We start from the raw sequence: 14,714 nt of genomic DNA, 5'->3' as shown, positions 1-14,714 counted from the left end.
ATGACTTTATTAAACATCAGTCCTTTTGCCATTTCAAGGTGGGGCGCTTTCTTTAACCATTTCGACCTATTCTTTAAAGGCTTCTTATATACTCTAGGTATTTCGTTTGGTGCACTCCTACTTGCTCTGATATTAGGAATTCTCTCTGGTGGTTTATCAACTTCTAAAAGTAAAGTTGGTAAGTTGATATCACGTATCTATGTTGAAGTTTTTCAAAACACACCTCTTTTAGTTCAAATGGTTTTTGTCTACTATGGACTAGCAATCATTAGTAATGGACATGTTATGATTAGTGCTTTTTTCACCGCCGTTTTGTGCGTTGGACTATACCATGGTGCCTATATTTCTGAAGTTATTCGCTCAGGAATTGAAGCTGTCCCTAAAGGACAAACAGAGGCTGCTTTAGCTCAAGGATTCACAGCTAATCAAACCATGCAACTTATCATTTTGCCTCAAGCTGTCAGAACAATTTTACCACCAATGACCAACCAAGTTGTTAATCTAATCAAGAATACCTCTACCGTAGCAATCATTTCTGGAGCCGATATCATGTTTGTAGCTAAGGCCTGGGCTTATGATACGACTAATTATATCCCAGCTTTTGCAGGAGCTGCTATCTTCTATTTTGTTATTTGTTTCCCACTAGCAAGCTGGGCAAGAAAACAAGAAGAATTAAATAAGAAAACTTATTCTTAAGGAGGTTTGATATGTCATCAGTCTTAACACTAACAAAGATACTATTTCTCCTTCAAGGGTTCGGTTTAACCTTATATATATCTTTTATTTCCATTTTACTATCAATGTTTTTTGGAACTCTATTAGCAATTATGAGAAATAGCAAAAATCCTATCTGGAAATTAATAGCTAGTATCTATATCGAATTTGTCAGAAATGTTCCAAATCTACTTTGGATTTTTATCATTTTCTTAGTATTCCAGATGAAATCAGTCAGCGCTGGTATTACTTCGTTTACAATTTTTACCTCCGCTGCTTTAGCAGAAATTATTCGGGGAGGTTTAAATGGAGTCGATAAAGGACAAACAGAAGCTGGACTTTCTCAAGGATTCACTTATTTGCAAGTTTTCATTATTATTATTTTCCCACAAGCTTTTCGCAAAATGTTGCCAGCCATTATTTCTCAGTTTGTAACGGTTATAAAAGATACATCACTACTTTATTCTGTTATAGCTATTCAAGAAATCTTCGGAAAAAGTCAAATTCTAATGGGAAGATATTTCGAAGCTGGACAAGTTTTTACACTCTACGCTATTATAACTGCTGTCTATTTCATTACAAACTTTATCATCTCAAGTTTTTCACGTAAACTTTCAAAACGTTGGGAGCAAGCTACTGAGTAATTAAAACGAAGGCCTTTTAGACCTTCGTTTTTTTATATCTTATTTAAATTAATCATTCATATGATCTCTAGAACGTTCAATGATTTTTCCAGTTTCTGCATCAATTTGATAATCAACTTCATTTTTATTTTTCAGGTCCACAAAGTCAATATCATAAACTGATTTTCCATTTTCAATTTCTTCTTTGATCTTAAGATTACTGACTTCTGATTCCTCTATATTAGCATCTTTAAATGCAATCTTTTTGGCTTCTTCTTGACTTATTTTATGAGATTTTTGACTTGACGATGAACTTGACTGAGAAGTCGATTTTGAAAAGCCATTATTATCCATGTCCCGCTCAAGGATTTGTCCAGTCTTAACATCTACATGATAGCTGTATTCTGCGCTTTTGGTATTGAATTCAATTTCGTAGCTCCCTCTAAAGTTTTCAAATTCTTTGTCAATTTTTTGATGTATGACATCCTTCTTAGCCACTTTAGCATCTTTATAAGCAATAGCTAACGCTTGATTAGTTGTCTTTTGGAATTGTGATTGGTAAAATAATACACCACCTCCAAGGATAACAACAAGGACTAAAAGAACTCCTAAAAAAACTTTATTTTTCTTAATCATACAGCACCTTCTTTCTATTATTCAATTATATTTTAACATAAGCTAGATACTTCTTCAATTTTGACCACTCGTTTATAAAAACATGTGGTCAATAAAAAACCATTTGACATTAATACCTCAAATTAAAAGATACCATAGTACTATGGTATCTTTTAATAGTATATGTATCAGTTGATGCGCATTTTCTGCACAGCCTTCTTCAAGTATTTGACTTGTTTATCAACCGATTGCTTAGCACTACGCCTTCCAAATGCGTAATATCCTTTTTTATTGAAATAACTACAATCGTAATCCTCTTCTTTAAAGAAAAACCATTTCCTTCTAGATAGATTTGGCGATCTATAACCTCTAGTCATATCGTTTCGAAATTTTGGGTCTAACTTTACAGGATCAACATCTAATTCTTTATGACGTGTATTATTTTTAAAAGCATAATTAAAGCTAGCTCCATTGATAATACCATTACGTGTTATTACTTCTGCGTCAATCTCGTTTAAAAAGTTTCCTTTGTCATCAATAATAAATTCCGTATGGAATGAAATTAAAAGCTTACTATTAATAACCGGCTCATCATCTGGGAAACCAAAGATTTCACCATTTCTCCGACGTTTATTATGCAAGCGAGCAGATTCATAGTAGGCGATACTATCTGGTTCTCTTAAACATGATAGGTAGTTTACTAAAGCATCTCTATCAGTCATACCAACATCTTTAAAGTATCGTCGAACATACTGTGCTTGCTGACTAGAAATCAAATAGCGGAATTGATGGAGTTTCCTATTTAATACAGTATCTTCGGCTAGACTATTCCCAGGAAAAGAATCATAAATAACTTGTGATAAGGCTATCCAGAAATCATCATGTGGAGCTAACTCATCTGAAAACTGTGCGACCAAGTATTGTGTTTCTGATAATTCTCCTGACAATTCAGTTGGCATTTTAGCCTGCTCTAACACGAATTCTAAAGCTTTGAGGGGTGCTTGTAAACTTAAAGAAGTCCAAAAATACTTAAAAATAGGAGAGCCAACTTTTATATCATCAATAGCCTTGAGGCCCTTTAAAAAAAGTAATAGATCATCTTTAGGTATGCTCCATTTATCTGCTAAAGACAGTATCATTTTTATATTTTGATAATAATTTTCTATCCCTTCAACTGTAAAAGGAATATTAAGAGCGGTCTTTGCCATATCTCTCCCCTCCAATTTTACTTATTATAGCAAAAAGGAAAGCTTAAAACCAAGAAATATCTTCACTAAAAAATGGCTCTTACTAGCCATTATATTTTTAAACAAGATACTGCGGTTTTTCGATTTTATATCCTACTCCTCTAAGTGTTTTTATATATTTAGGATATTTACTATCATCTTCGATTTTGTCACGGATATTAGAAATATGCACCATAATCGTTGTCTCATCACCTTCTAAATACCTACCATTAATCTTCTCATAGAGTTGTGTTTTAGTATAAATCCTTCCTGGTGATGACATTAAGATATGAAGAATCTTAAATTCTGTAGCAGTCAACTTGATATGTTTACCATTTTTAGTTAGTTCAACATGTTCCTCATCTAATTCCAATTCCCCTATCTTTATAAATTGATTTTTAGGTTTGGCAAGACTATTGAATTCATAGTAACGACGCAGTTGCGAATTAATTCGAGCTAAAACCTCCAAAGAATTAAACGGTTTCGTGATAAAATCATCTGCTCCAATATTCAATCCTAATATTCTGTCCATATCTGTTGTCTTAGCTGCTAGCATAATAATAGGAATCTGACTATCTTGACGAATGAGTCGCGTCAACTCATATCCATCTATTTTAGGTAGCGTAATATCTATGATTGCTAAATCAATCTGATGTTGCTGAAATAAAGAAAAAGCCTCCTCACCATCACTAGCCATCACAACCTTATAAAGAGCTCCCTCTAAATACGACCTTAATAACTCTATTGTTTCGTCATCACCTTGCACTACTAATACTGTTCGCAATGCTCCATACCCCTTTTTATTAATACTATTTTCCTTCATGTGTCAATCATATTAATTATACCAAAAAAATCTAATTTTGTGAATGTTATATGAGATTATTTATCTATAATTAGCTTATAATTAAACATAAAGAAAAAATTAGCATCTAAAAAACTGATTCTGCATCATACAGTAATCAGTTCACATCATTTATTAATGATTTTTATAATGACTAATAAAATTTATTTAACTTCGTCAGGTCTAGATTTTCTTGCAATATCAGCTAAAATACTTTCTACAAATTCCTCTATAGATTTTGTTTCAGTCGCTTTGCTTCCATAGCGGCGCACATTTACGGCTTTTTCTTCCATTTCCTTATCACCAACAATCAATTGATATGGAATTTTTTGGGTTTGAGCCGCACGAATCTTATATTGCATCTTTTCGTTACGGTCATCTACTTCAGCACGAATACCACGATCTTTAAGGACACGAGCCACTTCCCAAGCATAATCAATGTGGGCTTCATTTGAAATTGGAATAACAGAAACTTGTTGTGGAGCAAGCCAAGTTGGAAAGGCACCTTTGTAAGTTTCAATTAAAATAGCTGTAAAGCGCTCCATTGTTGAAATACCACCGCGGTGAATCATAATTGGACGATGTTCTTCACCATCTGCACCGATGTATTTGAGATCAAAGCGTTCTGGAAGAAGGAAATCTAGTTGGATAGTAGATAGTGTTTCTTCATTACCAAGAGCAGTTTTCACCTGGATATCCAATTTAGGACCGTAAAAGGCTGCTTCGCCTTCTGCTTCAAAATAATCTAATCCAAAATCATCCATAGCCTCTTTTAGCATAGCTTGTGCATTTTCCCACATCTCATCGTTATCATAATACTTATGTTTATCTTCTGGGTCACGATAAGATAAGCGGAAACGGTAATCTGTTAAGTTAAAATCTTCATAAATTTCTGCTATAAGATTAAGAGCTTTAAGAAATTCATCTTTAATTTGCTCAGGTGTAACGAAAATATGGGCATCGTTGAGTGTCATTTCGCGTACACGTTGCAATCCTGTGAGGGCCCCTGATTTTTCATAACGGTGCATCATACCAAGTTCAGCGATACGAATTGGCAATTCACGATATGAATGAACATGATGTTTATAAACTTCAATATGGTGTGGGCAGTTCATTGGACGAAGAACGAATTCCTCTCCATCTCCCATATCCATTGTTGGGAACATATCTTCACGATAGTGGTCCCAGTGCCCAGAAGTCTTGTAAAATTCAACAGATGCCATCGGAGGTGTGTAAACGTGTTGATAACCTGAAGCAATCTCCTTATCAACAATGTAACGTTCCAATTCGCGGCGAATAGTTGCTCCATTTGGCAACCAGAATGGCAATCCTTGACCTACTTCAGGATTAACCATAAATAAATCAAGTTCTTTACCTAATTTGCGATGGTCACGTTCCTTAGCTTCTTCACGGCGTTTAAGATATGCTTTCAAATCTTTTTTATCAAACCAAGCAGTACCATAGACACGCTGCATCATAGCATTATCACTGTTACCACGCCAGTAAGCACCAGCGACATTTAGAAGATGAAAGACTTGAATACGTCCTGTTGATGGGACATGAGGTCCACGACAAAGGTCTACAAATTCACCTTGACGATAAACAGTTAAACCATCTTCAGCATGTTCACTAATTAATTCAACTTTATAAGGGTCATCTTTAAAAAGTTCTAACGCTTCTTCTTTACTGATTTCTTCACGAATACAAGGGTGATTTTCCTTAACAATTTTTTTCATTTCTTCTTCAATACGAGGAAGATCATCATTTGAAATTTGACCTGATTTATTATCAGTATCGTAGTAAAAACCATCTTGAATAGCTGGACCTACACCTAAACATAAGTCTGGAAAAAGGCGTTTTGCAGCTTGAGCAAATAAATGCGCTGCTGAGTGACGAAGAACTCCTAAAGCATCTTCGTGGTCAGGTGTTACAATCTCAATACTACCATCTTCTTCGATAGCACGTGTTGTATCAATAAGTTGACCATTAAATTTACCAGCTAAAGCTTTTTTAGCTAAAGAGTTAGAAATTGATTGTGCAATTTCAAATGTTGTGATGCCAGATTCAAATTCACGAATTGCACCATCTGGGAAAGTGATTTTAATCATCTTGTTCTCCTTTTCTTAATAACTGTTAGGATGATACCAATTCCTAAACACATTAATTCACTAATAAACAAAGGGATTGACCTTTGATTGAATTCCACATTATCCTAGCTAGGGATAATAAGTATAACATTAGCAAAGCAATCTGCCTCTTTTATGCAACCACTTCTTTTATAAAAAAAGAGCCTTTACATCCAAAAGGACGTAAAGACTACGTGGTTCCACCTCAATTTATCCAACACAAAAACTCGAGTATACTTGTGTCAGACCTCTAGTGGCGATAAGGGAACCACCCTTTTATGTTTGCATAAAATCAAGGAAGTAGTACTAAGTTCTCTAATTGCACTCTTTCCACCAACCAGTGCTCGCTCTTAAAATCTATTAGAACCTAACATGTCTTCATTTTTTATTATAACAATATTTTTTATAATTTCAAGACATTTACTAATTTTATTCGTCTCAATCTAAAAAATCTCGAATAGATGAAATACGACGTTTAGGTGCTTTTACCACTTTTTTAGAGGCTCTTCCTGTAAAGGTAAAAACTTTCTTAGGTAAATATACCGCTTTTCTGACAAAACGAAGAGTAGAATGGCTATCCTTATTTCCTATTGTCAGAGAGACTTTTTCTTTCACACTAGCTTTTTGTGAAATCAGAAAGTCTAGGTAAAAAGCATATACAGACTTGCTGAAATTCTCAGCAGAAATCTCATATAATTTCTGTTCATAAGCTTCTTGAGTCATTTTGGGTGTCTCTGCTATTGCATCTAGGATAGCATCTGCCAAATCACTTTCCTTCTTGTACAGAGTTCCAAACATTTTATCTGAAATAACATCATCTAGATAAGGATTACTTTGCGCAATGATTGGACGTCCACTCGCCAGACTCTCAATGTAAGTTAATCCTTGCGTTTCACTTGTTGAAGCACTAATAAAGAAATCACATGCTTTATAGTAGATAGCCACTTGGCTATGCTCAACCATACCTGTAAAAATAACTGAATTTTCAAGTTCTAAAGAGTGAACAAGTTCTTTTAGATCTGAAAGATAAGGACCATCTCCAACTATCACTAATTTTACGTGAGGATTTTCATCAACGACAGCTGATAAATGCATCAAGATTGCTTGAATATTTTTTTCAAAAGATACCCGTGATAAACTCAATAGCATTGTATCATTATCCGCAAGTCCAAGCTCCGTTCGTAGATTCTTGATTGTTTCTTCAGAGATATCCTCTCGACGATAGTTCTCAACAGGAATACCTGTCGGAATAACTTGTTTTGGAATTTTGACACCGTAACCATCTAGAAGATTGAGAACAATTCGAGAAGGACATATGACACCATCCAAATCACTTAGGTAGGTACGCATGATATATTTGACCATACTTGGCTTAATCAATTTGCCTTTTGCGATATAACCAACGTAATCCTCATATTGAGTATGATAAGTATGCACAACAGGTATTCTTAAAGCTTTTGCAACTAATTTTCCTAAAAGCCCTAAGCTGAATTCTGTTTGAGTATGAATAATATCAAGTTCGTAGTCTTTAGCTATCCTATAAGCAGAAATTAAACCTCTATAAACTACTCGACGATCCGTAAAAGAAATAAAAGGGACACTTGGTAAACGAATAATTGTAGGGTCTTCAAAACGTTTGACATTACGGTCGGTAGTTGTGAAAATATAAACTTCGTGTCCTTCCTTCTCCAACCCTTCCTTTAAAGTGCGGATACTTGTTGAAACTCCCGAAACTTGGGGGAAGTATGTATCTGTAAATAGACCTATACGCATCTTACAACTCCATTACTTTTTGATAAACACTTGCCAATTCATGGGCAATTCGTTCGATACTTCGACTCTCAGCCACATGATAACCTTCTTTAATCTTATCACTCTTACCAGATAAGACTTTATCCAACTTTTCAACAAAACCATCAACATCAGTCGCTAATTCAACACTGTCTTCGGTCACCCAACCGTGATACACAGGGATATCTCTTAAAACCACATGCTGATGACTAGCTAAAGCCTCTAAAACTACTATCCCTTCTGTCTCTTCACGACTCGGAAAGAAGAAAGCATCGCTAGCACTCATGGCACCTTCATAAACATCACCTTTTATGTAACCAGCAAAAGTAACATTTGAGGGATGTTGCTTGGTAACGATTTGCCTAACCTTTCGAGGAATAACCCATTTATTTGTTTCTCCAAACCAAATAAAACGAATATCAGGCATTTTTGCAGCTACTTCAACAAATTGGTCAATTCCCTTACGCATGAAATAAAGACCGGCCCCCATAACAACTTTATCATCCTTACTTAAGTGAAAATAGTGACGAAATGCAGATTCTTTCTTTTCTGACCTCTGATAGCGACTTAGATCAATCCCGTTAGATAAAACAAAAATTGGTTTCTTGATGCCATATGCTTTTATTAGTTGTTTAGAATAATCAGTTGGGGTTATAATGGCATCTGCTTTTTGATAAAAACGGCAAAGGTACCATTTAAAAAGCGGGGATACTAAATTTGAGCCAATAAAAGAATTTCTAAAGTCCTCTTCAGTGGAATGGCCATGCATAATTACTTTTTTCCCAGTTTTTTTAGCTTTACTCATCAAAAGCCAACTTCTAATACCATAGGTATTCATATGAACAAGGTCAAAGTCATCTGTAGGATTAGTGGTATAATCTATCCCAGCAATTTGAAGAGCTTTCTCTTGATGTTTGATAGCACGACCGATACCTGACTTTTTCAAGTATTCTTCAGCCTCTAAATACAGTAAAACTTTCATAGGTCTTATTATATCTCATTTTACCTTTTTTTTCACCTGATTTATCAGTTAGCTTCCTCTATTTTAGGAACCCAAGCCGAGATAGACGCAGATTCAACTAAAAAATCACCCCAACCATCATCTCCTATAACAACCTCTTGTTCACAATTACCTAAATAATCAACAAACGTTTTGCCTGCATAAATTTCCCCTACTTCCATATGTTTCCATCCCTGATCACCATTTGTTAGGACCACAGCTAAACAAGAATTATGTTCCTCATCCCCAAGACAAGTCCAACCAATACAATTTGAATGCGTAAAATAATCGACTTGTTTGCCAAATACATAGTTTTGGCGTAGCTCAGCCATTTTATCAATAACCTCTTTAAAGGATGGTTGACCAAATTCTCCTTGAATGCCATAGTAATCACCATAAAAAAGACATGGAGTCCCTTGTTGGCGTAAAAGTATCAAGCCATAAGCTAAAGGTTTAAACCAATCTTCCACTCTACTTTCTAGAGCTTGTCCACTTTGCGTATCATGATTTTCTACGAATGTAACAGCATACTCAGGATTATCAATAACAAGACTATCATCAAAAATTGTTCGCATATCAAAATCACGGTTTTGGTGACTGGCATCAAAAAAATTCATATGTAAGGTAACATCAACAAGAGAAAATTGAAATTGTGTTGCCTCTAAATAGTCCTTCATTGATGTTTGGTCAGATTTCCAATATTCGCCAAAGACCTCTAAATCGGGTTTTATTTTTGTACGAATATCATTAATGAAAGTTTGAATAAAGTAAGAATCGATATGTTTCACAGCATCCAAACGAAAACCTTCAATGCCTGTAGTTTCAATAAACCACTTAGCCCAATCTTGTAAGTTTTTTATAACTTCAGGATGCTTAAAATCAATGTCATTGTACATGAGATAATCGAAATTACCATTTTCATCATCAATCAAATCATCGTCTGCCCAACCTTTATTATCGCCTACAATCATAAAGATGTCTGTTTCATTATTTTTAGCATCGTAATCTAAACCAGTAAAGTGGTACCAGTGCCATTTAAAATCATTGTACTCACCCTGTCTACCTGGGAAATCAAATCCCGTCCATCCTTCAATCTCATAGGGTTCACTTAATGCTTCTTGACGATTTTCAGGATTGACTTTGATGACTTGAAATTTTTCTTTATGATCACCATTGGCTTTATGGTTAAGAACGATATCTGCAAACGGTTTAATGCCATTTGCCTTTAACGACTTAATAAGCTTTAGATACTCTTCTTTCCTACCATATTTTGTTCTAATTGTTCCATTCTGGTCAAATTCTCCTAAATCAAAGAGATCATAAACACCATATCCTACATCATCACTGCTAGTTCCCTTAAATGCTGGTGGTAACCAGATTTTACTAATTCCAAGTTTTTTAAGGTCTGATATAGACTCCTCTAATTTCTTCCAGTGATTCCCATCACTAGGTAAATACCACTCAAAAGCTTGCATTATCAATTCATTTGTCATATTACACCTCTAAAAAAAGATTAGGAAGCTAAGCTACCCTAATCCTCTCAATATATCATGTTAAGTATCAGAAAGTTAAGCGCTAAGCTACTACCATTCTACCACTATTTTTCAAATAACATACTCTAACACTAATTATTTGTTGTGCCACGTTTAACAATCCCGTGATTAAGCACTATTTCTTTTTCTTCCAACTCTTCTTTGTGCATAATTTTTGTTAGCATACGCATGCTAACAGCACCCAAATCATAGACCGGTTGACTGATAGAAGTTAAGTTAGGACGTGTATATTGTGCGATTGGCGAGTCATTGCTTGTGATAATTTCAAAATCTTCAGGAACACGTTTACCTGCCTCAAAAAGACCATTTAACAAACCTGCCGCTAACTCATCCTCAGCAACATATGCTGCTGTTGCTCCAGCATTAATCACGCGTTGAGCTAATGCAAAGCCTTCAGCATAACGGTAGTTGGCTTCAAAAACCAACCCCTCTTTAAAGTTTAAGCCATTTTTCTTGAGACCTTCTTTGTATCCTGCCAAACGAACCTTGCCATTAATATCGTCAATAAGTGGTCCTGATACAAAAGCAATGTCTTTATGATTGCCAGCTAAAATATCAATAACATCAACTGCTGCTGCTTTGTAATCGATATTAACACTTGGTAATTGATGCTCAAGGTCCACAGTACCTGCTAAAACAATCGGTGTGCGTGAACGAGAGAACTCTGCACGAATCTTTTCAGTTAAGTGGTGTCCCATAAAAATAATACCGTCTACTTGCTTAGCAAACAAAGTATTAACAACATTAACCTCTTTATCATCGTCTTCATCACTTGAAGCAAGGACAATGTTATATTTGTACATTGCTGCAATATCATCAATACCACGCGCTAAAATTGAAAAGTAGCTATTTGCGATATTAGGAATGACAACACCAACAGTTGTCGTTTTTTTACTTGCTAAACCACGCGCCACAGCATTTGGACGATAGTCAAGACGATCAATAACTTCAAGGACTTTCTTACGTGTATTTTCCTTGACATTTTTATTTCCATTTACCACACGACTAACAGTTGCCATCGAAACACCTGCTTCACGGGCAACATCATAAATCGTAATCGTATCATCTGTATTCATATTGATTTAACTTCCTTTCTATTTGAAAATGACGCTTTCACTGATATTTTATCACCTTTTGGAAACACTTTCAAGCTTTTATAAAGCTTTTTTATGAAAAACTTTCAAAATACTAACTAAACTTGATTTTTTCCTATTTTTTTGGAAAAATAATAGGCATAAGAAACTAGCCTAACTAGACTAAGTTCCTTTTAGGAAGAAGGGTTATTATGTCAAAACTTAATCGTATACGCCATCACTTACATTCAGTCCAAGCTGAACTTGCTGTCTTTTCTGATCCTGTGACAGTCAACTATTTAACAGGTTTCTTTTGCGATCCCCATGAAAGACAAATGTTTTTATTTGTCTATGAAGATCGCGATCCTATTTTATTTGTACCAGCACTAGAAGTATCGCGTGCAAAACAAAGTGTACCATTTCCCGTCTTTGGTTACATAGATTCAGAAAATCCTTGGCAAAAAATAGCTAGCAACTTACCATCCTTTTCTGTTTCTAAAGTTCTAGCCGAATTTGATAATCTTAATGTTACTAAATTCCAAGGTCTCCAAACCGTTTTTGATGGTCATTTTGAAAACCTAACACCTTATATTCAAAACATGCGCCTAATTAAATCACGAGATGAAATTGAGAAAATGTTAGTCGCTGGAGAATTTGCTGATAAAGCTGTTCAAGTTGGATTTGACAATATCTCGCTAAACAACACTGAAACCGATATTATCGCTCAAATCGAATTTGAAATGAAAAAACAAGGTATCAATAAAATGAGTTTCGACACTATGGTTTTGACTGGCAATAATGCAGCAAATCCACATGGTATCCCAGGAACTAATAAAATCGAAAATAATGCTTTGTTATTATTTGATTTAGGTGTAGAAACACTAGGTTATACGTCAGATATGACCCGTACAGTAGCAGTGGGGAAACCTGATCAATTCAAAAAAGATATTTACCATTTATGTCTTGAAGCACATCAAGCGGCTATTGATTTTATTAAGCCAGGAGTCCTTGCTTCTGAAGTTGACGCAGCAGCAAGAAATGTTATTGAAAAGGCTGGTTATGGACAATACTTTAACCACCGCCTTGGTCATGGATTAGGTATGGATGTCCATGAATTTCCATCTATTATGGCTGGTAACGATATGGAGATTCAAGAAGGCATGTGCTTCTCTGTTGAACCAGGTATTTATATACCAGATAAAGTTGGTGTGCGAATTGAAGACTGCGGTTATGTGACTAAAACCGGCTTTGAAGTATTTACCAAAACACCCAAGGAACTACTCTATTTTGAAGGATAAAAAAAGAGCTTTAAGCTCTTTTTTTATGTTACATAAAAGTACATCATCTTGTTTCTATTAGCATTGGCGCCATAAATGTGTATCAATTAAACCACAGTAAGCATCTACTGGTGAAACTCCTGTAAATTCTGATTCTCCAGCCAATTTCGCAACTACTGCACTTATCGTGCTAGGAAGCCCATCATAAGCATTAATATAAGTCCCTACCTGTGGCATATCTGCTAAAGCAAATGCATGTTGTACTGAAATCACAATAGATGGTATTTCATGAACGTAAAAAGGCTGATCAGGGGTGCCTTTAGCTGCTGGCCAAATAATACGTTGTGTTGTTCCTCCAGCATTGACATCTACCAAGTTAATAATCAAGTCATAGTGTTCTGTTAGATTTGCGATTGGCTGTTTTTGTGCGTAAACATTAGCGATAGCTGCTGCCCGCTCCTCTTGTGGCAATTTCATAATACGCTCTTCGGTAGACTCCCAGACAGTTACTTCATGGCCACGTGCCTCAAGTAACTCTTTCATGTAATCCGATGCACGTTGCTTGTTTCCAGCAATCATCGCACCAAAACCTCCCTTATATCCTTCAACGTTAACAAGTAAGATATGACGATAACGTTCTGGATTTACTGGAAAGATATCTTTTTGTTTATCTTTTACCAGAGTTACTGCTTTATCAGCAACTTCATCAGCTATTTTTTGCGACTCTAATGTGTTGATTAAAGCCATAGCCTTATCTTTAGGCATAAAGAGTTCTTGGCGACGTCCCTCATAGTTATGCAAGCCTAATTTCGCTTTTAGACCGAGAGTACGACGTAAAGCGTCATGGAGACGTTCCTCTGTTAGAATACCTTTTTCGTAACCTTCTTTCATCCATTGAATGTCTTCATCAGGGTCATTAAAGAATAAGAATAAATCACAACCTGCTTCAATCGCCGTTGGCAACAAATCTCTCCTTGCCATTGAAGCAGTCATTCCAACCATATGAGAAGCGTCCGTTACAATAGCTCCATTATAACCTAACTCTCCTCTCAATAACTCATCTAAAAGTGTTTTATTCAATGAAGCTGGTAACATATCATCAAGGTCTCGCTCTGGATGCATTTCTTTTTCAACGTTTGGTAAATGTATGTGACCTGCCATGACTCCTGGTAAACCTGCGTCAGCCAATTCACCATAAATGCGGCCAAATGTCGACATCCACTCCTCTTTACTCATAGGATTGGAAGCAAATGACAAATGATGATCACGCTCATCAATGCCATCCCCTGGAAAATGTTTAGCGAAAGGTACAATATTATATTGCATGATTCCTTTCATATACTCTTTTGAAAGTGAAATAATTTGATCAACGTTAGCACCCCAATTTCGACTAGCTATGATAGGATTACGCCAATTACGTGTCAAATCTACAATTGGAGAAAATGAAGCATTACAACCCACAGCAGATGCCTCCATCCCTGCGATTCTTCCCATTTCATAAGCATATTTCGGATCATTTGTAGCAGCCACTTTTATTTCATCGCCAACTTTAGTTCCATCCGTGACAGCACCGTCTCCACCAGCTTCTGTATTTGCAGCAATCAACATCGGCAATTTCGACTTTGTCTGTAAAATTAAATTCTGATCATAGATTTCACTTGAACTACCTCTATTATAGCGAACAGCAGCAATATGATACCGATCCAAAACATCTGTTAAATATTCTTCTGAACGACTAGCTCCCATATTGAAAAAAAGTTGCCCAATTTTCTCATCCAATGTCATCTCATTAATTGTTTTTTCAATCCACTCAATTGCTTCTTGATTTAGATTGAAGGGTTTCTTTGTTAAGTCAACTAAATGTGTCATAGCCTA

At 35.6% G+C, this 14,714-nt stretch carries 12 protein-coding genes; 3 read left to right on the top strand and 9 right to left on the bottom strand.

Features of this window, described 5'->3' with window-relative positions:
• Both EGX96_RS09120 and EGX96_RS09115 read left to right on the top strand, forming a co-directional pair.
• A complete protein-coding gene (locus EGX96_RS09120; protein ID WP_000173642.1) occupies positions 1-696 on the top strand; it encodes an amino acid ABC transporter permease in 696 nt (231 codons plus the stop codon).
• Between the two features lie 11 nt (positions 697-707).
• Positions 708-1,358, top strand: coding sequence for an amino acid ABC transporter permease (locus EGX96_RS09115; RefSeq protein WP_000100031.1), 651 nt, complete (start codon positions 708-710; stop codon positions 1,356-1,358).
• A 48-nt stretch (positions 1,359-1,406) separates the two neighbouring features.
• Here the strand turns inward: EGX96_RS09115 and EGX96_RS09110 are convergent, their stop codons facing one another.
• The 8 genes from EGX96_RS09110 to ccpA all read right to left on the bottom strand — a co-directional run bounded on the left by EGX96_RS09110 (position 1,407) and on the right by ccpA (position 11,565).
• Complete coding sequence (locus EGX96_RS09110) at positions 1,407-1,973, bottom strand: PepSY domain-containing protein (RefSeq protein ID WP_000592391.1); 567 nt, start codon at positions 1,971-1,973, stop codon at positions 1,407-1,409.
• 167 nt (positions 1,974-2,140) lie between these two features.
• Positions 2,141-3,160 (bottom strand): DUF3114 domain-containing protein, encoded by a 1,020-nt coding sequence (locus EGX96_RS09105; protein ID WP_001140268.1) that lies wholly within the window; start codon positions 3,158-3,160, stop codon positions 2,141-2,143.
• Between the two features lie 97 nt (positions 3,161-3,257).
• A complete protein-coding gene (locus EGX96_RS09100; RefSeq protein WP_001261248.1) occupies positions 3,258-3,962 on the bottom strand; it encodes a response regulator transcription factor in 705 nt (234 codons plus the stop codon).
• Between the two features lie 221 nt (positions 3,963-4,183).
• Positions 4,184-6,127 (bottom strand): threonine--tRNA ligase, encoded by a 1,944-nt coding sequence (gene thrS / locus EGX96_RS09095; protein WP_000591012.1) that lies wholly within the window; start codon positions 6,125-6,127, stop codon positions 4,184-4,186.
• A 456-nt stretch (positions 6,128-6,583) separates the two neighbouring features.
• The gene (locus EGX96_RS09090; protein WP_001219475.1) at positions 6,584-7,918 is read right to left on the bottom strand and encodes a glycosyltransferase family 4 protein; all 1,335 of its coding nucleotides are present in this window, start codon (positions 7,916-7,918) and stop codon (positions 6,584-6,586) included.
• A 1-nt stretch (position 7,919) separates the two neighbouring features.
• Positions 7,920-8,918, bottom strand: a complete 999-nt coding sequence (locus EGX96_RS09085) for a glycosyltransferase family 4 protein (RefSeq protein ID WP_000866350.1) — start codon at positions 8,916-8,918, stop codon at positions 7,920-7,922.
• A 44-nt stretch (positions 8,919-8,962) separates the two neighbouring features.
• The gene (locus EGX96_RS09080; RefSeq protein ID WP_000180590.1) at positions 8,963-10,429 is read right to left on the bottom strand and encodes an alpha-amylase; all 1,467 of its coding nucleotides are present in this window, start codon (positions 10,427-10,429) and stop codon (positions 8,963-8,965) included.
• 131 nt (positions 10,430-10,560) lie between these two features.
• Positions 10,561-11,565, bottom strand: coding sequence for a catabolite control protein A (ccpA, locus tag EGX96_RS09075; RefSeq protein ID WP_001090621.1), 1,005 nt, complete (start codon positions 11,563-11,565; stop codon positions 10,561-10,563).
• Between the two features lie 209 nt (positions 11,566-11,774).
• Here ccpA and EGX96_RS09070 point away from each other — a divergent pair, with 209 nt between their 5' ends.
• Positions 11,775-12,860, top strand: coding sequence for a M24 family metallopeptidase (locus EGX96_RS09070; RefSeq protein ID WP_000040811.1), 1,086 nt, complete (start codon positions 11,775-11,777; stop codon positions 12,858-12,860).
• A 57-nt stretch (positions 12,861-12,917) separates the two neighbouring features.
• On the opposite strand, the gene EGX96_RS09065 is transcribed toward EGX96_RS09070, so the two are convergent.
• The gene (locus EGX96_RS09065) at positions 12,918-14,708 is read right to left on the bottom strand and encodes a glycoside hydrolase family 3 protein (protein ID WP_000149454.1); all 1,791 of its coding nucleotides are present in this window, start codon (positions 14,706-14,708) and stop codon (positions 12,918-12,920) included.
• Positions 14,709-14,714 lie beyond the last annotated feature (6 nt).

It is taken from the genome of Streptococcus sp. FDAARGOS_520, assembly GCF_003812685.1.
GTDB classification, from domain to species: domain Bacteria; phylum Bacillota; class Bacilli; order Lactobacillales; family Streptococcaceae; genus Streptococcus; species Streptococcus agalactiae.
The sequence above is the reverse complement of the archived record's forward strand: the minus strand, read 5'-3'. Positions and strand labels throughout refer to the sequence as shown.

Bases quoted from the DNA above. Each gene is read 5' to 3' on its own strand.
- EGX96_RS09120 (WP_000173642.1), top strand. From the start codon at position 1: ATGACTTTATTAAACATCAGTCCTTTTGCCATTTCAAGGTGGGGCGCT.
- EGX96_RS09115 (WP_000100031.1), top strand. From the start codon at position 708: ATGTCATCAGTCTTAACACTAACAAAGATACTATTTCTCCTTCAAGGG.
- EGX96_RS09085 (WP_000866350.1), bottom strand. From the start codon at position 8,918: ATGAAAGTTTTACTGTATTTAGAGGCTGAAGAATACTTGAAAAAGTCA.
- EGX96_RS09070 (WP_000040811.1), top strand. From the start codon at position 11,775: ATGTCAAAACTTAATCGTATACGCCATCACTTACATTCAGTCCAAGCT.
- ccpA (WP_001090621.1), bottom strand. From the start codon at position 11,565: ATGAATACAGATGATACGATTACGATTTATGATGTTGCCCGTGAAGCA.
- EGX96_RS09090 (WP_001219475.1), bottom strand. From the start codon at position 7,918: ATGCGTATAGGTCTATTTACAGATACATACTTCCCCCAAGTTTCGGGA.
- thrS (WP_000591012.1), bottom strand. From the start codon at position 6,127: ATGATTAAAATCACTTTCCCAGATGGTGCAATTCGTGAATTTGAATCT.
- EGX96_RS09065 (WP_000149454.1), bottom strand. From the start codon at position 14,708: ATGACACATTTAGTTGACTTAACAAAGAAACCCTTCAATCTAAATCAA.
- EGX96_RS09080 (WP_000180590.1), bottom strand. From the start codon at position 10,429: ATGACAAATGAATTGATAATGCAAGCTTTTGAGTGGTATTTACCTAGT.
- EGX96_RS09105 (WP_001140268.1), bottom strand. From the start codon at position 3,160: ATGGCAAAGACCGCTCTTAATATTCCTTTTACAGTTGAAGGGATAGAA.
- EGX96_RS09110 (WP_000592391.1), bottom strand. From the start codon at position 1,973: ATGATTAAGAAAAATAAAGTTTTTTTAGGAGTTCTTTTAGTCCTTGTT.